Annotated in this window: 19 protein-coding genes, 2 pseudogenes and 1 riboswitch; of the genes and pseudogenes, 13 read left to right on the forward strand and 8 right to left on the reverse strand. The window is 71.9% G+C overall.

Annotated features, from left to right (window positions below; all coding sequences use genetic code 11):
- Positions 1-713 (reverse strand): M24 family metallopeptidase (locus AC2VOK_RS07920; protein ID WP_428899977.1); only part of this gene is annotated, 713 nt, incomplete at its 3' end.
- A gap of 35 nt (positions 714-748) precedes the next feature.
- On the opposite strand from AC2VOK_RS07920, the pseudogene AC2VOK_RS07925 reads away from it, so the two are divergent.
- From AC2VOK_RS07925 to AC2VOK_RS07950, 6 genes and pseudogenes are all read left to right on the forward strand, one after another.
- Positions 749-1,065: pseudogene (locus AC2VOK_RS07925) on the forward strand (hypothetical protein).
- Positions 1,066-1,117: 52 nt separating this feature from the next.
- Positions 1,118-2,041 carry an SDR family NAD(P)-dependent oxidoreductase gene (locus tag AC2VOK_RS07930; protein ID WP_428899978.1) on the forward strand — a complete coding sequence of 308 codons (924 nt, stop codon included), beginning with the start codon at positions 1,118-1,120 and terminating at the stop codon, positions 2,039-2,041.
- Positions 2,042-3,247 carry a molybdopterin molybdotransferase MoeA gene (moeA, locus tag AC2VOK_RS07935; RefSeq protein WP_428899979.1) on the forward strand — a complete coding sequence of 402 codons (1,206 nt, stop codon included), beginning with the start codon at positions 2,042-2,044 and terminating at the stop codon, positions 3,245-3,247.
- A gap of 81 nt (positions 3,248-3,328) precedes the next feature.
- Positions 3,329-4,060, forward strand: coding sequence for a phosphatidylserine decarboxylase (locus AC2VOK_RS07940; RefSeq protein ID WP_428899980.1), 732 nt, complete (start codon positions 3,329-3,331; stop codon positions 4,058-4,060).
- Complete coding sequence (pssA, locus tag AC2VOK_RS07945; protein ID WP_428899981.1) at positions 4,057-4,920, forward strand: CDP-diacylglycerol--serine O-phosphatidyltransferase; 864 nt, start codon at positions 4,057-4,059, stop codon at positions 4,918-4,920. The genes AC2VOK_RS07940 and pssA overlap by 4 nt, the downstream gene beginning before the upstream one ends.
- Positions 4,917-7,115 (forward strand): AAA family ATPase, encoded by a 2,199-nt coding sequence (locus AC2VOK_RS07950; RefSeq protein ID WP_428899982.1) that lies wholly within the window; start codon positions 4,917-4,919, stop codon positions 7,113-7,115. The genes pssA and AC2VOK_RS07950 overlap by 4 nt, the downstream gene beginning before the upstream one ends.
- Positions 7,116-7,137: 22 nt before the next feature.
- Here AC2VOK_RS07950 and AC2VOK_RS07955 read toward each other — a convergent pair whose 3' ends face one another.
- The 6 genes from AC2VOK_RS07955 to napA are packed head-to-tail and all read right to left on the reverse strand — an operon-like array spanning position 7,138 to position 11,521.
- The gene (locus AC2VOK_RS07955; RefSeq protein ID WP_428899983.1) at positions 7,138-8,166 is read right to left on the reverse strand and encodes a TIGR03617 family F420-dependent LLM class oxidoreductase; all 1,029 of its coding nucleotides are present in this window, start codon (positions 8,164-8,166) and stop codon (positions 7,138-7,140) included.
- 1 nt (position 8,167) lies between these two features.
- Positions 8,168-8,809: an LON peptidase substrate-binding domain-containing protein gene (locus AC2VOK_RS07960; RefSeq protein ID WP_428899984.1), complete on the reverse strand. Its 642-nt coding sequence runs from the start codon at positions 8,807-8,809 to the stop codon at positions 8,168-8,170.
- A gap of 5 nt (positions 8,810-8,814) precedes the next feature.
- The gene (locus AC2VOK_RS07965) at positions 8,815-9,966 is read right to left on the reverse strand and encodes a glutamate--cysteine ligase (RefSeq protein ID WP_428899991.1); all 1,152 of its coding nucleotides are present in this window, start codon (positions 9,964-9,966) and stop codon (positions 8,815-8,817) included.
- Positions 9,947-10,669 carry a superoxide dismutase[Cu-Zn] gene (sodC, locus tag AC2VOK_RS07970; RefSeq protein ID WP_428899985.1) on the reverse strand — a complete coding sequence of 241 codons (723 nt, stop codon included), beginning with the start codon at positions 10,667-10,669 and terminating at the stop codon, positions 9,947-9,949. Before sodC ends, AC2VOK_RS07965 begins: the two co-directional genes overlap by 20 nt.
- A gap of 48 nt (positions 10,670-10,717) precedes the next feature.
- A complete protein-coding gene (locus AC2VOK_RS07975) occupies positions 10,718-11,194 on the reverse strand; it encodes a LytR C-terminal domain-containing protein (protein WP_428899986.1) in 477 nt (158 codons plus the stop codon).
- Positions 11,195-11,212: 18 nt separating this feature from the next.
- The gene (napA, locus tag AC2VOK_RS07980) at positions 11,213-11,521 is read right to left on the reverse strand and encodes a nucleoid-associated protein NapA (protein ID WP_144950754.1); all 309 of its coding nucleotides are present in this window, start codon (positions 11,519-11,521) and stop codon (positions 11,213-11,215) included.
- A 166-nt stretch (positions 11,522-11,687) separates the two neighbouring features.
- Between napA and AC2VOK_RS07985 the strand changes: the two genes are divergently transcribed.
- From AC2VOK_RS07985 to AC2VOK_RS08005, 5 genes and pseudogenes are all read left to right on the forward strand, one after another.
- Positions 11,688-12,281, forward strand: a complete 594-nt coding sequence (locus tag AC2VOK_RS07985) for a peptide deformylase (RefSeq protein WP_428899987.1) — start codon at positions 11,688-11,690, stop codon at positions 12,279-12,281.
- The gene (locus AC2VOK_RS07990; protein ID WP_428899988.1) at positions 12,281-13,186 is read left to right on the forward strand and encodes an N-acetylglutamate synthase, CG3035 family; all 906 of its coding nucleotides are present in this window, start codon (positions 12,281-12,283) and stop codon (positions 13,184-13,186) included. Before AC2VOK_RS07985 ends, AC2VOK_RS07990 begins: the two co-directional genes overlap by 1 nt.
- A 50-nt stretch (positions 13,187-13,236) precedes the next feature.
- A complete protein-coding gene (locus tag AC2VOK_RS07995; protein WP_428899992.1) occupies positions 13,237-14,043 on the forward strand; it encodes an exodeoxyribonuclease III in 807 nt (268 codons plus the stop codon).
- A gap of 182 nt (positions 14,044-14,225) precedes the next feature.
- Positions 14,226-14,660, forward strand: coding sequence for a hypothetical protein (locus AC2VOK_RS08000; RefSeq protein WP_428899989.1), 435 nt, complete (start codon positions 14,226-14,228; stop codon positions 14,658-14,660).
- Between the two features lie 1,498 nt (positions 14,661-16,158).
- Positions 16,159-18,525 (forward strand): annotated as a pseudogene (locus tag AC2VOK_RS08005) (cation-translocating P-type ATPase); the annotation flags it as partial.
- Here AC2VOK_RS08005 and AC2VOK_RS08010 read toward each other — a convergent pair.
- Positions 18,488-18,769: an Rv1535 domain-containing protein gene (locus AC2VOK_RS08010; RefSeq protein WP_428899993.1), complete on the reverse strand. Its 282-nt coding sequence runs from the start codon at positions 18,767-18,769 to the stop codon at positions 18,488-18,490. The pseudogene AC2VOK_RS08005 and the gene AC2VOK_RS08010 overlap by 38 nt on opposite strands.
- 63 nt (positions 18,770-18,832) lie before the next feature.
- Here AC2VOK_RS08010 and AC2VOK_RS08015 point away from each other — a divergent pair, with 63 nt between their 5' ends.
- Both AC2VOK_RS08015 and AC2VOK_RS08020 read left to right on the forward strand, forming a co-directional pair.
- The gene (locus AC2VOK_RS08015; RefSeq protein ID WP_428899994.1) at positions 18,833-19,108 is read left to right on the forward strand and encodes a hypothetical protein; all 276 of its coding nucleotides are present in this window, start codon (positions 18,833-18,835) and stop codon (positions 19,106-19,108) included.
- An 80-nt stretch (positions 19,109-19,188) separates the two neighbouring features.
- Positions 19,189-19,299, forward strand: a riboswitch (TPP riboswitch).
- Positions 19,292-20,039: phosphomethylpyrimidine synthase ThiC (locus AC2VOK_RS08020; protein ID WP_428899990.1), on the forward strand; the 748-nt coding region annotated here is incomplete at its 3' end. (Overlaps the previous riboswitch by 8 nt.)

Genomic DNA, 20,039 nt, shown 5'->3' on the forward strand with positions numbered 1-20,039 from the left:
TCCGCTGGGCTGACCGGCAGGTCGAGCAGCTGTTCGTAGAAACCGCCGAACCCGCGCACCCGATCGACCAGGTGGATTTCCAGAATCCAGTGGCAACGGCGCCCCCGCGGATCGGTCCGGCGCATCGGCTGGTCGGATCCGGGCATGATGTACCACCGGGTGCCGGGGCCGGCGATCTTGCGATGCGGGAACTCGCCCACCAGGTGACCGGCGATGGGGCTGCCCCACTCGAAGCCTTCGGCGCGTGCCACCCCGACGACGAAGTCGAACAACTCGGCCCCGGTGACGTCGGGGTGACCGTCGAAATGCTCGCGCCCGGCCTCCCACACCTGGGGCAGCGCGTCGCGCAGGGCCGACTTGACAGGGTCGTCGCCCAGTACGTAGGTGCGGCCGAAGTCGGCCTCCCAGTCCTCGAAGATCGGTCCCAGGTCGAGGAAGACGATGTCGTCGTCGGCGACCACCCGATCCGGCGGGCGTTCCGAGAACGGCTGCAGGGTGTTCTCGCCGGCCCGCACGATCCGCCGATGCCAGTGCCGGGTCACGCCGAACAACTCCGCGGCGAGGTCGCCGATGTCGTCGGACAGCTCCCGCTCCCCCACGCCGGGACGGATCATGGCGCGCCGTTCGATCTCGTCGAACAGTTGCGCCGCCTTGTGCTCGGCGTCGAGAAGCCGTTCGACGCGACCCCGTTCCTCGGCGGTGAGCCCGTCCACACCCGCGATGCTAGCGACGGTGGCAGGCTGAACGGATGTCGCTCGTGGTGCCGCCCTATCCCCCGCCCCGCTACACCGCCGGCGAGCCGGAGGTCAGCGCCTGGCTCAAGCGGGCCGACTCGCCGCCGGACCACGAAGCTCCGACGGGAGACGGGGCGACTTCCTCTACGTCCCGCCCGGCGGGATTCACGGCTTCCGCAACGGAGCCCACGAACCCGCGTCGATCCTCCTGCTGTTCGCCCCGGGCGCGCCGCGGGAGGCCTATTTCGAGGGATTCGCGGCGCTGGCCGAACTGACCGACGACCAACGCAGGGAATGGTTCGTCCGCCACGACAACCACTGGGTCCGGTAACCGCCCCGTCGCCGGGCCAGCGGCCCCCGATCCGGATGGGTATGTTTTGGCCATGACTTCAGACAAATGGTCGGAAGCCGACGTGCCGGACCAGAGCGGCCGCGTCGCCGTCGTCACCGGGTCCAACACCGGAATCGGCTACCAGGCGGCCGTCGCGCTGGCCTACCGCGGCGCGCACGTGGTGCTGGCGGTGCGCGACCTCGCGAAGGGCAACGCCGCCCTGTCGCGCATCGTCGCCGCACACCCCGGCGCCGACGTCACCCTGCAGGCCCTGGACCTGAGCTCGCTGGACTCGGTGCGTTCGGCGGCCGAAGCGCTGCGGGCGGCCTACCCGCGCATCGACCTGCTGATCAACAATGCCGGGGTGATGTGGACGCCCAAACGCCTCACCGCGGACGGCTTCGAGCTGCAGTTCGGCACCAACCATCTCGGCCACTTCGCGCTGACGGGCCTGCTGCTCGATAACCTGCTGGACGTGCGCGGCTCGCGAGTGGTGACCGTCAGCAGCCTCGGTCACCGGCTGCGGGCCGCGATTCACTTCGACGACCTGCAGTGGGAGCGCGGGTACGACCGGATCGCCGCCTACGGGCAGTCCAAGCTGGCCAACCTGCTGTTCACCTACGAGCTGCAGCGACGGCTGGCCGCGAGCCCCGAGGCGAAAACCGTCGCCGTCGCCGCGCATCCCGGCGGCTCCAACACCGAGCTGGCCCGCAACCTGCCGGCGATCTTCCAGCCGCTGAAGGCGGTGCTGGGGCCGGTGCTGTTCCAGAGCGCGGCGATGGGCGCCCTGCCCACGCTGCGTGCCGCCACCGACCCGGACGTGCAGGGCGGGCAGTACTACGGCCCCGACGGCTTCCTCGAACAGCGCGGCCGTCCCACGCTCGTCGAATCCAGCGGGCAGTCCCACGACCGGGAACTGCAGCGCCGGCTGTGGGCCGTCTCCGAAGAGCTCACCGGCGTCACGTTCGGGGTCTGAGTGCGGTCGGTCGACGAACACCAGCGGGTCGTCGCGGAGCTGATCCGGGCCCGGCCGGCGGCCACGGTCGCCCTGGCGGACGCCCAGGGGCTGGTCCTGGCCGGCGACGTCGTCGCACCGCTGGCGCTGCCGGTGTTCGACAACTCCGCGATGGACGGATACGCGGTGCGCGCCGAGGACATCGCGGCCGCGACGCCCGAGCATCCGGTCGTGCTGCCCGTCACCGAGGACATCCCGGCCGGCCGAACCGACGAGTTGACCCTGCGATCGGGCACCGCCCACCGCATCATGACCGGCGCGCCGGTGCCGGCGGGGGCGACGACGGTCGTGCCGGTGGAAGACACCGACGGCGGGGTGGAAACAGTGGCGATCCGGGCTTCCCGCGAGCCCGGCAGGCACATCCGGCGCGCGGGCGAGGACGTCGCCTCCGGCACCACCGCGCTACGACGAGGCCAGGTCGTGACCCCGGCAGTGCTCGGCCTGGCCGCTGCGTTGGGGATGGCCGGCCTGCCGGTGATCCCGCGCCAGCGGGTGCTGGTGATATCGACCGGGTCGGAGCTGGTGCCGCCGGGCGTCGCGCTGCGGCCCGGCCAGATCTACGAGTCCAACTCGGTCATGCTGGCCGGCGCCGTCCGCGAGGCCGGCGCGGAGGTGGTCGCCGTCGAGACCGCCGAAGACGACGTCGCGCAGTTCGCCGCGATCCTGGACCGGCACGCCGCCGCGGCCGACCTCGTGATCACCAGCGGCGGCGTGAGCGCCGGCGCCTACGAGGTGGTCAAGGACGCCTTCGGCCGGGAGGGCGGCCAGGGGGTCGAGTTCGTCAAGGTGGCCATGCAGCCGGGGATGCCGCAGGGCATCGGCCGCGTCGCCGGCACCACGATCGTCACGCTGCCCGGCAACCCGGTCAGCGCGCTGGTGTCCTTCGAGGTGTTCATCCGCCCGGCACTGCGCCGGGCCATGGGCCTGCCGGACCCCGAGCGCCCGCAGCGGCCCGCGGTCCTGACCGAGTCGCTGACCTCGCCGCGCGGCAAACGCCAGTTCCGGCGCGCGATATTCGACCCCGGCGAGGGCACGGTCATCAGCTATGGGCCGCCGGCGTCGCATCACCTGCGGTGGCTGGCGTCGGCGAACGCGCTGCTGGACATCCCCGAAGACGTCGTCGAGGTGGCCGCCGGGACCCGGCTGCAGGTGTGGGATCTGGGCTAGAGCAGGCCGCGGCCTCCGGTAGCGGAAGGCCGATCGGTAGCGGACCGCGCACGGGTTGCCTTGGCTCCGTAAGATGACCGCGTGGCCCGACGCCCGCGCATCATCGGTCCGACCGCGCAGCATCCGACTTTCGGTCCGCGACACGTGCTGGAGCTGGTCCGCTCCACCGTCCCGCCCCTGCATCCGGCCGGGCGGCCGTTCGTCGCCGCCGGCCTGGCGCTCGCCCTGGCGGGACGCCACCACCGCTGGCTGCGCCGGGCGGGTCTGCTGGCGGCGGGTGCCTGCGCGGGATTCTTCCGGCACCCCCGGCGGGTGCCGCCGTCGCGGGCCGGCGCCGTGGTGGCGCCCGCCGACGGCGTGGTCTGCGTGATCGACTCCGCCGCCCCGCCCGCCGAACTCGGCATGGGCGACGCGCCGCTGCCGCGGGTCAGCATCTTCTTGTCCCTGCTGGACGCCCACGTGCAACGCGCGCCGGTGAGCGGCGAGGTGATCGCGGTGCAGCACCGCCCGGGCCGCTTCGGGTCGGCCGACCTGGCGTCGGCCAGCGCCGAGAACGAACGCACCAGCCTTCGGATCCGGACCGGCGGCGGCTCGGAGGCCTCAGACGTCGTGGCGGTGCAGATCGCGGGACTGCTGGCGCGCCGCATCGTCTGCGACGCGCGGGTGGGCGACACGTTGTGCATCGGCGACACCTACGGGCTGATCAGGTTCGGCTCCCGGCTGGACACCTACCTGCCGCCGGGCGCGGTGCCGCTGGTCGAGGTGGGCCAGCGCGCGGTCGCCGGCGAGACCGTCCTGGCCGAACTGCCATGACCCTCCGGCCGCGAGCCACGCGGGCGGTGAGCCTGCAGATCCTGCCCAGCTCGATGACCGTGCTGTCCGTCTGCGCAGGGCTGACCGCCATCAAGTTCGCCCTCGAGCAGCAGCCGAAAGCCGCGATGGCGCTGATCGCCGCCGCCGCCATCCTCGATGGTCTGGACGGCCGGGTGGCACGCATCCTGGACGCCCAGTCCCGGATGGGCGCGGAGATCGACTCGCTGGCCGACGCGGTGAACTTCGGGGTCACACCCGCGGTCGTGCTGTACGTGACGATGCTGTCGGCGTCGCCGGCCGGCTGGGTGGTGGTGCTGCTGTACGCGGTGTGCGTGGTGTTGCGGCTGGCGAGGTTCAACGCGCTGCTCGACGACGGCAGCCAGCCCGCCTATGCGCAGGAGTTCTTCGTCGGGATGCCCGCGCCGGCGGGCGCGGTCTCGATCATCGGCCTCATCGGCCTCAAACTGCAGTTCGGTGCCGGCTGGTGGACGTCGACGGCTTTCCTGTGCATCTGGGTGGTGGGGACGTCGATGCTCATGGTCAGCAAGATCCCGATGAAAAAGATGCACGCCGTGGCGGTGCCGCCGAGCTGGGCGGCACCGCTGCTGGCGGTGCTGGCGATCTTCGCCGCGGCCGCGGTGCTGGCCCCCTACCTGCTGATCTTGGCGATCATCGTCGCCTACCTGGTGCACATCCCGTTCGGGGTCCGCAACCAGCGCTGGCTGGCCGCGCACCCCGAAGCGTGGGCCGAAGAACCCAAGCAACGACGGGCCGCGCGCCGCGCGATCCGACAGGCCCGACCCGGCCGCCGGTCGATGACGCGACTGGGACTGCGTAAACCGGGCGGGCGTCCGACATGACGGGCTCCGGTCGGCTCACCCTCACCGCCCGGCTGAACACCTCGGCCCTCGACTCCCGCCGAGGCGTCGTCCGGCTGCACCCGAGCGCGGTCACCGCCCTCGGGATCCGCGAGTGGGACGCCGTGTCGCTGACCGGGTCGCGGACCACGGCGGCCGTGGCGGGACTGGCCGGGCCGGACACCGCGGTCGGCACCGTGCTCCTCGACGACGTGACGCTGTCCAACGCCGGGCTGCGCGAGGGCACCGAGGTGCTCGTCGGCGCGGTCACTGTGTCCGGGGCGCGGTCGGTGACGCTGGCCGGCCCGTCCCAGACGACCCGCTCGGTGTCGCCGGTCACCCTGCGCCAGGCCCTGCTCGGCAAGGTGCTCACCGTTGGCGATGCCGTGTCGCTACTGCCCCGCGACCTGGGTCCCGGCCCGTCGACGTCCTCATCGAATCGCGAGGCGACCCGCGCGCTGGCGGCCGCGGTCGGCATCAGCTGGACCTCGGAGCTACTGACCGTGACCGGCGTCGACCCGGACGGGCCGGTCAGCGTGCAGCCCAACACGCTGGTCACCTGGGGGCCCGGCGTCCCGCCCGCCGGGCCGGTCACCCGGGAGCCGCTGAGCACCGGCACCCCGGCGGTCCTCATCGAGGAGCTCAAGGGCTCGCAGCCTCAGGCCGCCAAGCTCGCCGAATGGCTCAAACTCGCGCTCGACGAGCCGCACCTGCTCCAGACGCTGGGCGCCGGTGCCAACCTGGGAGTGCTGGTGTCGGGCCCGGCCGGCGTGGGCAAGGTGACGCTGGTGCGCGCGGTGTGCGACGGGCGCCCGATGGTGGAACTCGACGGCCCCGAGGTCGGCGCCCTGAGCGCCGAGGACCGGCACAAGGCGGTGGCCGCGGCGGTGCAGGCCGTTCGAGGTGACGGTCCGCAAGGCGGCGGCGTGCTGCTGATCGCCGACGTCGACGCCCTGCTGCCGGCCACCGCCGAGCCGGTGGCCGCCCTGATCCTGGGCGAGCTGCGCACCGCGGTCGCCACCGGGGGCGTCGCACTGATCGCCACGACCGCGCGACCCGACCAGCTCGACCCCCGGCTGCGCGCCCCCGATTTGTGCGACCGCGAGCTGCGCCTGCCCCTGCCGGACGCCGCGACCCGCAAGGCGCTGCTGGAGGCTTTACTGAGGCCAGTGCCCACCGGCGACCTCCGTCTCGACGAAATCGCTTCCCGTACACCGGGTTTTGTTGTCGCCGATCTGGCGGCGCTGATGCGCGAGGCGGCGCTGCGGGCCGCTTCGCGGGCCAGCGCCGACGGGCAACCACCCCGGCTGAACCAGGACGACCTGGCCGGCGCACTGGGCGTGATCCGGCCGCTGTCCCGCTCGGCCGGTCAGGACCTGGCCGCCGGCCTGCAGGCGGGCGGGGTCACCCTCGACGACGTCGGCGACATGACCGAATCCAAACAGGCGTTGACCGAGGCCGTCCTGTGGCCGCTGCAGCATCCCGACACCTTCGCCCGGCTGGGTGTCGATCCTCCCCGCGGCGTGCTGCTCTACGGCCCGCCGGGCTGCGGCAAGACGTTCGTGGTCCGCGCCCTGGCCAGCACCGGACAGTTGAGCGTGCACGCCGTCAAGGGCTCCGAGCTGATGGACAAGTGGGTGGGCAGCAGCGAGCGCGCGGTCCGGGAGCTGTTCCGCCGGGCCCGCGACTCCGCGCCGTCACTGGTGTTCCTCGACGAAGTCGACGCGCTGGCACCCCGGCGCGGGCAGAGCTTCGACTCCGGCGTGACCGACCGGGTGGTAGCCGCGCTGCTGACCGAACTCGACGGCATCGACCCGCTGCGCGACGTCGTGGTACTGGGCGCCACCAACCGTCCCGACCTGATCGACCCTGCGCTGCTGCGCCCCGGGCGGCTGGAGCGTCTCGTGTTCGTCGAACCGCCCGACGCCACCGCCCGCCACGAAATCCTGCGCACCGCCGGGAAATCGATACCGCTGAGCGCCGACGTGACTCTCGACGACGTGGCCGCCGGGCTCGAGGGCTACAGCGCCGCCGACTGCGTGGCGCTGCTGCGGGAGGCGGCACTGGCGGCGATGCGGCGGTCCATCGACGCCGCCGATGTGACGGCCGCCGACCTCGCGGCGGCCCGCGAAAACGTCCGCCCCTCACTGGATCCGGTGCAGGTGGATTCGCTGCGCGCGTTCGCCAAGACGGGGTAGCGCGCGAAGGCTCACGGCGCCGTCAGCACTGGTGTCGGCGCGGCGCCCGATGCAGCGCAGCGACCAGGTCGGCGACGTCTCGCGCACGCGGGGTGTAGCCCGGAAAATAACAGCACACCTCGTCGGCGTGCTCGCCGAACCGTTCGCAGATCTGCCGCGCGCAGTCCTCCGGGGTTCCCGCGATGCCGATCCGGGCCACCATCGGCTCGGTGATCATCGCCCGCATCTCGGCGGCGCGGCCCTTCTTGGACAGCGCGTTGAGGTCGGGCTGGATGTCGGCCCACCCCTCGGCCTCGAGCACGGGCAGGTAGGCCGGGGTCGAGCCGTAGAACCCGATCAGTGACGCCACCCCGTCGACCGCGGCCGCCAGGTCAGCCTCCTCCCGGCCCAGGGCGACCATCGCCTGGGCGACGATCTGGAAGTCGGCGGGCGTTCGTCCCGAACGGCGCAGTCCCTCGTCGACGGCGGGCATCGTGCGCTCGGCCAGATGGCGGGCACTGTTGAACGGCATGACCAGCAGCCCGTCGGCGAACTCGGCGGCCGTGCGGGTCATCACCGGGCCCAGCGCGCCCAGCAGCACCGGAGGCGGCCCGAACGGGTTGGGCCCGGGGTTGAAGTTGGGCGCCATGATCGTGTGGGTGAAGAACTCACCGCGGAAATCCAGCCGCTCCTTGCCTTCCCACGCCGCGAAGATCGACTTGATCGCCGCGATGGTTTCGGCCATTCGTGCCGCCGGGCGCTCCCACTTGCTGCCGTAGCGCTTCTCGATGTGGGCCCGCACCTGCGAGCCCAGGCCGAGCCGGAACCGTCCGCCGCTGTAGAGCTGCACGTCGTAGGCGGCGTGGGCGAGGTGCAACGGACTGCGCGGTGGGGCGATCGCCACGTTGGTCATCAACTCGCAGCCGGTCGCGTCGGCGGCGATGAGCAGCGGGAAGAACACGTCGTGCTGACCCTCGAAGGTGAACAGGCCGTCGGCGCCGGTCGCGGCGATGCCGGCCGCGCTCGCCGCGGCCTCGGCCGGCGAGCCGTCGACCTGCAAATGCACTTTCATCTCAGGACAACTCGAATTCGACCACGTCGGCCAGTGCGTCGACGGCCTCGCCGAGAGCCGCCAGCCGGTCGGCGACAGACGGCGCCGCCAGCACGGCATAGCGGTCGGCGGCCCCGATCGGAACGCGCGACGCCAGCGCGAAGAGCCGTTGTTGGGCATCGGCGTCCCCGGCCGGGCCCAACAACACCTCCCGGGCCGGCAGTTCGGCACCGCGCGCCTGCGCGAGGCGTCCTAACACAGCCATGACGCGGTCTTCGAGGTCGCGGACCTGGGCTGGGGTCACCGGGTCCCCCGGCTCGTCGGGCCAGAGCCGCACGACAGCCCGCGGGTAAGGATCGTCGGGCAGCCACCCACACACCCGTATCCGCTCGCCCGTCCGGCACAGCAGCGTGTAGCGGCCCGCGCCGTGGTCGACAAAATCGCCGACCGTGGCCAGGACCCCGACATCGCAGCGTGCATCGCCCCCGCCCACCTCGCGGCCGGCCGAGATCAGCACCACGCCGAAAGGGTCACCCCCGTCGATGCAGTGGCGAACCAGCGCGCCGTAGCGGGGCTCGAAGATCCGCAGCGGAAGGTCCTGGCCGGGCAGCAGCGCCGATTCCAGCGGGAACATCGCCAGCTCACAGGTTTCGGGATCGGCCATGGGCGCTAGACCTCCAGCTCGGCCACCAGCGCGTCGACGACCGCGCGCAGGTCGCCCTCGTGTTCCTCGGCCACGCGCCGCTGCCGCTGGTAGGACGCGCCGTCGCGCCAGATGTCGGCCACCGCCGCCAGCTCGTCAAGGCAGTTCAGCGATTTGGCGACCGGCTGCAGCCGGGTCAGCAGGTCGGCCAGGTCGTCGGTGACCAGCCGCTCGTTGCTCTCGGCGTCCATGATGATCACCGCATCCAGGCCGTACCGGGCGGCACGCCACTTGTTTTCCTGGACGTGCCAGGGCGGCATGATCGGCAACGTCTCGCCGGCCTCCAGCCGGCGATCCAGGTCGACGATGAGGCAGTGTGTCAGGGCGACCAGCGCGCCCAGCTCCCGCAGGTTGGACACGCCGTCGCAGATCCGCACCTCGAGGGTGCCCAGATGCGGCGACGGCCTGACGTCCCAGCGGATCTCGTCCATGTGGTCGATGATGCCGGTCTTCTTCTGGTCGTAGACGAAACCCTCGAACTCGGCCCAGGTCTGAAACTGGAACGGCAGCCCCGCGGTGGGCAGTTGCTGGAACATCATCGCCCGGTTGCTGGCGTATCCGGTGTCCTCACCGCCCCACCACGGCGAGGACGCCGACAGCGCCAGCAGGTGGGGGTAGTAGTTGAGCAGCGAGCTCATGATCGGCATCACCTGGTGCGCGGAATGGATGCCCACGTGCACATGCACTCCCCAGATCAGCATCTGGCGGCCCCACCACTGGGTGCGCTTGATCAACTCCGCATATCGCGGCGCGTCGGTGAGCTTCGCCGACGACCACCGCGCGAACGGATGAGTGCCCGCGGACAACAACTCCATGCCGCGGTCCCGGACGATCCGCCGCGCCGGGCCCAGGGTTTGGCGCAGATCCTCGATGGCCTCCCCAGCGGACTCGCAGACGCCGCTGACCACCTCGACGGTGTTGCGCAGCAGTTCCTTGTGCACACGCGGGTTTTCGCCGATCTCGGCGATCACCGAAGTGGCCTCGTTGCTCAGGTCGCGGGTTTGGGCGTCGACCAGGGCGAACTCCCACTCCACCCCGACGGTCGGCCGCGGCGAGGGCGCGAAGTCGATGCGGGCATCGCCCCTTCCAGTGGCCCTGTTACCCGGAACCGATGACACCGCAGGCCACCCGCTTACCGGCGTCACCGGTGCTCCTCGTCGCCTGGTCGGCACCCGGCGTGCCGTTGGTCTGCTGGTAGCGGTCCGCCGGGATGTTGGCGAAGTTGTCGGCACCGGCGTGAATGACGATCGCGGTCTTCTGACCGGTCAGCAGGTCGTCCATGCCGAACGCGTCCGTGGTGGTCTCCAGCATCCCCGTCCCGTCCTGGCGGACCTGAAGCGGCGGCAGGTAACCGCTGTCAGGCTCCGCCGAATGCCCGGGCGACTGGAAATGCCCGCCGGCGGAGAGAAAGTCGCCGGGCTCGCCGCCACCGGGGGCGAGCGAGTTGGGTTCGCACTTGCCGACCTTGTGGATGTGCACCCCGTGGAAGCCGGGCGCGAGGTGACCGGGGCCGGTCGTCGCGATCGTGACGGTGGCGAAGCCGTTACCGAAATCGAACTTGGCGGTGGCGATCTCGGCGCCGTCGGGGTTCTTCAACACCGTGATGATGCTCTGTGCGGCCGGCGCCGCGTTCTCGGCGGCGGTGGGCCCCGCGGGGGCCGGTGAGCCGGTCCAGACCGGCGGGACTGTACCCGGGGACGTCGCAGGAGGCTGGTTCGGTGAGCAGCCACTCAGCAGCACGGCGCAGGTGGCCAAGAGACACGTTGGCAGTGCGGACATGGTGGCGACAGCGGCATTACGGTGACCGACGAACAAAGGCATGACGAGAGCCTAACCCGGCGACCCGTAACCGATCGAGCGGCCGGACGCTCAGCCCGTCACCAGGACGATGACGCCCGGCGGCTGATCGTTGAGCGCGGGGATCCGCGGTTCCACGGGTGCGCCCAGTTTCTTGCCCACGGCGTCGGCGGTGGCCTGCTCGCCGGCGGCGTCGGTGAAGTACACCGTGGTGGTCGCGACATCGGGCACCGTGAGGTTGCCGACCTCGGTGACCCGGAAGCCGGCGGAGGTGAGTTCGTGCTCGGTCTGCCCGGCGACGCCTTCCTTGGACGAGATGTTGTAGACGCGGACATCCGCCTGATTCGCCGCGGGCTTCGTCGACGACGTGGCCGAGGACCTGGTGGTGCTGGTCATGCTCGACACCGCCGACGCCGAATCGTCGTCGGAGTTCCCCGACGAGCCGATGGCCTGCCAGCCGAGCAGCAGGAAAATCACGCCGAGGAACAGCAGCACCATCACCATGGCCCGCAGCGGAAGCCCCGCGGAATCGGGGACGCGCTCTTTCATCGAGACCACTGTAGCGAGTCAGGTCACCTCGAAGCCGAGACGCCGCGCCGCGCGCGCCTTCTGACGGCTCGCACGCAGCCGCCGCAGCCGTTTCACCAGCATCGGGTCGGCGGCCAGCGCCTCGGGCCGGTCGACCAGCGCGTTGAGCACCTGGTAGTAACGCGTCGCCGACATCGAGAACAATTCTTTGATGGCGTCTTCCTTGACTCCGGCGAATTTCCACCACTGGCGTTCGAACGCCAGGATGTCGTGCTCGCGGCGGGTGAGCCCATCGGCGATGTCGGCGTCGTCCCCCGATTGGTTTGCCCGCGCCATGGCGCTGTCCATATTGGTTCCCCTGGACCCTTCCGGCGGATTCTCGAATTGCTCTGATGATGTGATTACGGGCATGTTTTGCGCGAATATTGAACCACGCCGCGAAGTCTGGCGGCGCGAACCCGGACCCGCGAGTCGCCGTATCGCCCAGGTTGTGACACCCCTAAGCTAGCCGACCATGGCAGTCGTACCCATCCGCATCGTGGGAGACCCGGTGTTGCACACACCGACGGATCCCGTGCCGGTCGCCGCCGACGGCTCGCTCCCGGCCGACCTGGCCGAGCTGATCTCCACCATGTACGACACCATGGACGCCGCCCACGGCGTCGGCCTCGCCGCCAACCAGATCGGCTACCGGCTGCGGGTTTTCGTCTACGACTGCGCCGACGACCGCGGGATCAGCGAGCGCCGACGCGGCGTGGTGGTCAATCCGGTCCTGGAAACCTCCGAGGTGCCCGAGACCATGCCCGATCCGGAGGCCGACGACGAAGGCTGCCTGTCGGTCCCCGGCGAGTCGTTTCCCACCGGCCGTGCGACGTGGGCGAAGGTGACCGGCCTGGACGGTCAGGGCAACCCGGTCGCGCTCGAGGGCACCGGTCTGTTCGCGCGGATGCTGCAGCACGAAACCGGGCATCTCGACGGCTTCTTGTACCTGGACCGCCTCGTGGGCCGGTACGCGCGCGGCGCCAAACGGGCCGTCAAGGCCCACGGCTGGGGCGTGCCCGGCCTGTCGTGGCTGCCGGGCGAGGGGCCGGATCCGTTCGGTCACTGATGGTCGGGTGGCCAGAGCCCGGAACGCGGGTGTCAGTGCGCTACCGGCGTGCGCGCGGTTCGGTCCCGCCGCTGACCGACGTGGTGGGGCACCTGCTGGCGGTCGAACCGGTGGTGCGGGTGCGGACGAAGACCGGCGCGGTCGTCGAGTTCGCACCCGGGGACGTCGTGGCGCTACGGGTACTGACCGACGCACCGGTACGTACGTCCCAGATTCGCACCCTTGAGCATGCGGCCGCGCTGGCCTGTCCCGGCGTCGAGCGCACCTGGCTGGACGGCTGGCTGCTGCGGGCCGCGCCCGGCGCCGGGTCGGAACCAAATTCCGCTGTGCCACTGGATTTTTCGGCTCAGGTAAGCGCCCTGCCCGCGATCGCCGACTGGTACCGGCGGCGCGGCCTGACGCCGCGGCTGGCCATCCCCGACCGCGTGCTGGCGCCGCCGCCAGGGCTCACGGCCGACCACACAGCACACGTCCTGGTACGCGACGTCTCCGGCATGGGCACCGGCGGACCCGTCCCGCCCATCGCCCTCACGGCCCGGCCGGACGACGCCTGGGTGCAGACGGCGGGGTGCGGGCTCACGGTGGAAACGCTTACCGCCGTCACCGCCGGCGAGTTGCGGTTCGGCGTGCAGCCGGGTGCGGCGGCCCGCGCCGCGGTGACCGACGCGCCCGACGGCACCCGCTGGGTGGGGCTGTGGGTGCCCGACGCCGGTGACGCGACCGCCGCCCACCGGGTGTGCGAGGCCCTGCTGGCCTGGGGCGCGGGGCGCGGCGCGACCCGCGGCTACGTCGCGGTCGCCGACGGCGACGCGCCCGGGCGGGCCGTGGCCGGCGCGCTGGGCTTCCGGGCTCACCACCGCCGGCGGTACTTCCCGGCCCGCGCCGCCGGCACCGCTACCGTTTAGGCATGCCCCACGGCACCGATGACGGCGCAGATGACGACAGTGGCCGGCTGCTGCGCCTGGCCACCTGGAACGTGAACTCGATTCGGACCCGCCTGGACCGCGTCGTGGACTGGTTGGCCCGCGCCGACGTCGACGTGCTGGCCATGCAGGAGACCAAGTGCGCCGACCACCAGTTCCCGACGCTGCCATTCGTCGAACTCGGCTACGAGGTCGCCCATACCGGCGTCAACCAGTGGAACGGCGTGGCGATCGCGTCGCGCGTCGGCCTCGAGGACGTGAGGGTCGGCTTCGACGGCCAGCCCGGCTGGAGCGCCAAGCCCGGGGTGGACCCCGCCCCGGAAGCCCGCGCCCTGGGCGCCACCTGCGCCGGTGTGCGGGTGTGGAGCCTCTACGTGCCCAACGGCCGCGCCGTGGGCGATCCCCACTACGTCTACAAGCTGGACTGGCTCGCGGCGCTGCGCGCCGCGGCGGCGGGCTGGCTGCGCGACGACCCTGCGGCACGGATCGCTCTGGTGGGCGACTGGAACATCGCCCCCACCGACGACGATGTCTGGAGCGCCGAATTCTTCGCCGGTGCCACCCACGTCTCCGAACCCGAGCGCCGCGCCTTCCAGGCCGTGCTCGACGCGCAGTTCACCGACGTCGTCCGGCCATTTACGCCCGGCCCCGGGGTGTACACCTACTGGGATTACACCCAGCTGCGATTTCCCAAGAGGCAGGGCATGCGCATCGACTTCATCCTCGCCTCGCCGGCGTTGGCGGGCCGGGTGAGCGCCGCGCAGATCGTTCGCGAGGAACGCAAGGGCAAAGGGCCCAGTGACCACGCCCCGGTGCTGGTGGATGTGCGCGACCACTGAGGCCGGGACAGGACCGGAATTGCCGCCCGACCGCTCGTTGTGATGCGCCGGCCAGTAGCGCGGGGGGCTTTTGTTTGAAAAGATGGTGGGAAAATTTTGTGCCGCTGTTTACTTTCCGTTCCACGGGTATACAGGCGACGTCAACCGGTCGCCGCGAGGACGACCAGAGATCAGGAGCCACCATGAGTGTCGTCGGCGGGGCAGCCCGAAGCGTAGGTAACACCGTCAACCGTGCGGCCGATGCTGCCACCGCCGCCGCGGGCGCCGTGGGCGGCGCGGCGGTGAACGGGATCGTCGGTGGCGTCACGGGTGCCGCCGAGGGCATCAAGCGCGGTGTCAGCTCGGGCAGCCATTCCACCCCGGCGGCGGCGCTGGCCATCGGTGCGCTCGGGGTCGCCGGCCTGGTCGAGTGGCCGGTGCTGCTGGCCGTGGGTGGGGGTGCGCTGCTGCTACACCGGATGCACCGCAAACCCGAACCGCCACCGAAGACGAACCTGACGCCGGTGCCGGGGGACGCCTCGCCGAAGAAGGCGGTGCCCCAGAACGCGGCCAAACCGGCGGCCAAGAAGACCGCCGGGCGCCGGGCAGGCGCAAGCGAACTGCGCAGCACCAACTAGTCGGGATCCCTTGAGCAGCCCTTGAGCAGCCCTTGAGCAGCCCTTGAGCATTGCCGTATCTCCTGTTCGAATACCGCTGCGCGTCCTGGTCGCCGGAGTCCGCACCACCACGGCTCTGGCCGGCGCCTGCCTGAACGTCGCGGCCATCCCGCTGCGCGAGGGCGCCCGGGCGATCTGGGCCGACCTGCCCCGCCCGACACCCGCTGACGCCGCGGTTCCCGTCGCGCAGCCGCCCGCCGACGGTGGGGTGCCGGTGATCAGCGCCGTAACAGTGGCCGCCAACGCGGCCGGGCTGGGCATCGCGCTGACCGGCCGAGCCCTGCACTGGCCGCGGGCCCCGATCGGGGTGCTGGCCGGCGTCGTCGCGGTCGACTACCAGCCCTGGCTGCGGCGGCTGATCGAGAACGCCATCGGCCGGCCCGCGACGGACACCGCGCTGACGCTGGCCGCGGTGGCCGCCGAGACCGTGACGCAGTCTCCGGGTTCGTTGGCGGTGGGTCTGCTCATGCAGTCGCTGCGGACCGCCGAAAGTCACGCCGAGGCGCGGGTCTGGCGCCGGTACGAAGCGTCCTTGGCGCGGGGCGCTGACCGGCCCGCGCGGCAGACGCGGCCCCCCGGGCGCCCGAGTGGCCCGGCCCGCCGTTTCGCGTTGATGCAGGCCGCCAGCGCCGGACTGATCGGCGCCACCACCCGCAGCGCGCACCTGGCCGCAACCGCGGTGCTGGTGACCACACCCAAGGCGACGCGCACCACACCCGAGGCCTTCGCCGCGGCGCTCGGACGAGGGCTGGCCGATCGGCACGCGGTGTTGACGCTGCGGCCTGACGCACTGCGTCGGCTGGATCGCGTCGACGCCATCGTCATCGACCCCCGGGCGCTGTGCACCAGCGACGTTCAGGTGGCGGGCGAGCCCGATCCCGCGGCCGAGGACCTGTTCCGTGGGGCCCACGCTCCGCTGGCGTCGGCGGTGGTCGCCGAGGCCCACCGGTCGGGGGCCGACCTGGTGTCGATCGACGTGGACATGCTGGGCGAGTTACGGCACGCGTTCGACGACCTGCGGCTGCCGAACGGCCGATCCCTCGACGACGCGCTGGCCGCCACGGTCGCCGAGCTGCAGAGCGCGGGCCGCACGGTGGCCGTGCTGTCCACGCCGCAGGGCCGTGCCCTGGCTGCCGCCGACGTGGCGGTGGGCCTGCTGCCGCCCCAGGACACCGATCCGCTGCCCTGGGAGGCCGACCTGCTGGTGCCCGACCTGGCGGCGGCGTGGCGGGTGCTGCTCGCCCTTCCTGCGGCCAGGCTCGCCGCCCGGCGCGGCGCCGGGATATCGGCCGGCGCCACGGCCATGGGATCGCTGTTGATGATCCCCGGCGTGCGCGGTCTGGGGCCGGGCCCGATCAGCACCGGCGCGGCGGCGGGGCTGCTGTCGGGTTACCTGCTGGCACGCGGGATCGTCGGCGCCGAGGAGCCCCGCCCCGGATCGGTCTACGACTGGCACGCGATGTCGGTGCAGCAGGTCCGCGCGCTGCTGCCCCCGCGCGCGCCGGAGCCGGCCGCCGGCGTCACCGCAAAGGCCGACACCCCGGCGCGCACGTTCCTTCAGTTTCTCGACGCAGTCCGCGCCGAGTTGACCGACCCGCTGACACCAGTGCTGGCGCTGGGCTCGGCGGCCAGCGCGGTGCTCGGATCGCCCGTCGACGCGGTGCTGGTCTTCTCGGTGCTGGCCGCGAACTCCATGCTGGCGGCCAGCCAGCGGCTGCGCGCCGAGAACCGTCTGAAACAGTTACTGGCCCAACAGATTCCACCTGCCCGCAAGGTTCTGACGGGGCCCGACGGGCAGCGGGCCCACACCGATGTCATCGCCGCGCAGCTGCAGCCCGGCGACCTGATCGAGGTGCGCACGCACGAGGTGGTGCCCGCCGACGCCAGGATCGTCGAGGAGAACGACGTCGAGGTCGACGAGTCGACACTGACCGGTGAGTCGCTGTCGGTGCACAAGCAGGTCGAGGCCACGCCCGGCGCCGACCTCGCCGAGCGCCGCTGCATGCTCTACGCGGGCACCACGCTGGTGACCGGCACCGCCATCGCCGTCGTGACCGCCGTCGGTGCCGACACCCAGGAGCGCCGCGCCGCCGAGCTGGTGTCCGCCGACATCTCCTCCGACGTGGGCCTGCAGCACCAGCTCAGCCGGCTCACCAACCGCGCCTTCCCGGTCAGCGTCACCGGCGGCGCAGTGGTCGGCGCACTGGGGATGCTGCGGCGCGCGGCCCTGCGCGAAGCGGTCGCCAGCGGAATCGCGATCGCCGTGGCCGCGGTCCCCGAGGGCATGCCGCTGGTGGCGACCCTCGCCCAGGCGGCGTCGGCGCGGCGGCTGACAAAATTCGGCGCGCTGGTCCGCGTGCCACGCTCGGTGGAGGCCCTGGGGCGCATCGACGTGGTGTGTTTCGACAAGACCGGCACGCTCAGCGAGAACCGGCTGCGCGTCGCGGAGGTCCACCCGGCGCCGGGACACTCCCGCGAGACGGTCCTGCGCTGCGCCGCGCACGCCGCCCCCGCGTCCAACGGCGACCCGCACGCACACGCCACGGACGCCGCCATCGTGGCTGCGGCAGCCGATGCTCTGGGGGCCCCGTCGGGGCTGCCGGCGCCCGACGCGCACCTACCGTTCCGGTCCGGCAGGTCGTTCTCGGCCTCGGTCACCGGTGGCGAGCTCACCGTAAAAGGGGCCCCCGAGGTGGTGCTGGCTGCCTGCGACGCCCCGGACCCCGGGCACGAGGTCGGCGAGCTGGCCGCGCGCGGGCTGCGGGTCATCGCGGTCGCGCGGCGAGAGCTCAGCCCGCAGCAGGCGCGGCGGATCCGCGACGACCCCGACGGCATCGCCGAACTCTGCACGCACGGATTGACCCTGGCCGGGTTGCTCGGCCTGTCCGACACGCCGCGCTCCGAGGCCGCCGACCTGCTGGACCAACTGCGGCGGCAGCAGGTCGGCGTCAAGCTGATCACCGGCGACCACCCGATCACCGCCACGGCCATCGCCACCGAGCTGGGGCTGCCGGTGAGCGCCGACCAAGTGATCAGCGGCGCCGAATGGGATGCCCTGTCGCGCAGGGACCGGGAACGTGTCGTGACCGAGCGGGTGATCTTCGCGCGGATGACACCGGAGAACAAGGTCCAGGTCGTGCAGACGCTGGAAGCCGGCGGCGTGCGGTGCGCGATGGTCGGCGACGGCTCCAACGACGCGGCCGCGATCCGCGCCGCCACCGTCGGCATCGGCGTCGTCGCCGGCGGCAGCGACCCGGCGCACCTGGCGGCCGACGTCGTGCTGGTCGACGCCCGCATCGAGGCCCTGGTGCACGCCATCGACGAAGGACGACAACTCTGGCAGCGGGTGCAGTCGGCGGTCTCGGTGCTGCTCGGCGGCAACGCCGGCGAGGTCCTCTTCGCGATCATCGGCAGCGCGCTGACGGGCACCTCGCCGCTGAACACCCGGCAACTGCTGCTGGTCAACATGATGACCGACGCGTTGCCGGCCGCGGCGCTTGCCGTCAGCAAGCCCAGGAGCCCCGTCGACCGGGGGCTACGCGGCCCCGACCAGCCCGCGCTGTGGCGCGCCGTCGCCATCCGCGGCACCACCACCGCCGCCGCGGCGACGGCGGCCTGGGCGATGGCCCGGGTCACCGGCCTGCCCCGACGCGCCTCCACCGTTGCGCTGGTGGCCCTGGTGGGCGCCGAGCTGGGCCAGACGCTGCTGGAATCCCACGCTCCGCTGGTCGTGCTCACCACGGTCGGGTCGATGACCACGATGGCGACCCTGATCAGCATCCCGGCGGTCAGCCAACTGCTCGGCTGCACTCCGCTGGATCCGCTCGGATGGGCGCAGGCTCTGGGAACCGCCGCTGCCGCGACGGTCGCCCTGGCCGCGGTGAACCGTGTTGCGGCGACACGGGGCAGCCCGGGCAGCCAGCCGCCGCCGACTGCCGACGCGCCGGTCCGGACCGAACCTCCACAATCCCCGCGCGCCACAGCAGCGCGTACAAATGCCTCAGGGGCACGGCGAGAACCGAAGCAACCGGCGAAACCAGCGGGTCTGCCGGAGTCTCAGTCCTCGACATGACCCCGACGGTGGCCGGGCGACCCGGCGGGGCGGGAAACTCCTCGTTACAGAAAGGCAAATGATGGCGGAAAAGAAGGCGCGCCGGGGAACGTCCCAACACGAGGCGGTTCAGAAGATCCGCGAGGGCGAGACGTTCGCCGTGAACCTGCCGATAATGGGCCAGGTGGAGATCCCCCGCCCGGAGCAACTGGCCTACTACGGCGGGCTGGCCGCCCTCGCCGCCTTCGAACTCATCGACTGGCCGGTTGCCCTCGTCATCGCCGCCGGCCACATCATGGCGAACAACCACCACAACCGGCTGCTGGAGGAACTCGGCGAAGCCATCGAGGAGGCCTGATCGGTTTCTCCCAGCTGCCCCGCCCGCCGACGTACCGGACGGGTCCGGGCGGGGGTAGCCTCGCGTGGGGGTCGCTCAACAGAACACACCGCGGGAGCGCACGACCAGTGCGCTGAGAGGACGGCTCGGGGCCGTCGACCGTACGAACCTGACCGGGTAATGCCGGCGTAGGGAGATGACAGGATGACCACAACCATCGAACCGTCCGTGACGACCGGCCCCATCGCCGGCAGCGGCAAGGCCTATCTCGACGTGGCGGCGCCCGACGGCGGGGCCACTCTGCGGGTTCCGCTGCGGCGGGTGGACCTGTCCACCGGGGACCACTTCGACCTCTACGACACCTCCGGCCCCTACACCGACCCCGCCGCGGTGATCGACCTGGCGGCCGGCCTGCCCGCGCGGCCCGGCGTGATCCGCGACCGCGGGACTCAGCTGCAGCGGGCCCGCGCCGGCCAGATCACCGCGGAGATGGCTTTCATCGCCGCCCGCGAGGGCATGTCCGCCGAACTGGTGCGCGATGAGGTTGCGCGCGGCCGCGCCGTGATCCCGGCCAACCACAACCATCCCGAGAGCGAGCCGATGATCATCGGCAAGGCGTTCGCGGTGAAGGTGAACGCCAACATCGGCAACTCGGCGGTGACCAGCTCGATCGCCGAGGAGGTCGACAAGATGGTGTGGGCAACCCGCTGGGGTGCGGACACCATCATGGACCTGTCCACCGGCCGCAACATCCACGAGACCCGCGAGTGGATCCTGCGCAACTCCCCCGTGCCAGTCGGCACGGTGCCCATCTATCAGGCGCTGGAGAAGGTCAACGGAGATCCGACCGAGCTGACATGGGAGATATACCGCGACACCGTCATCGAGCAGTGCGAGCAAGGCGTGGACTACATGACCGTGCACGCCGGCGTGCTGCTGCGGTACGTGCCCC

Source organism: Mycobacterium sp. TH-M116 (genome assembly GCF_057473685.1).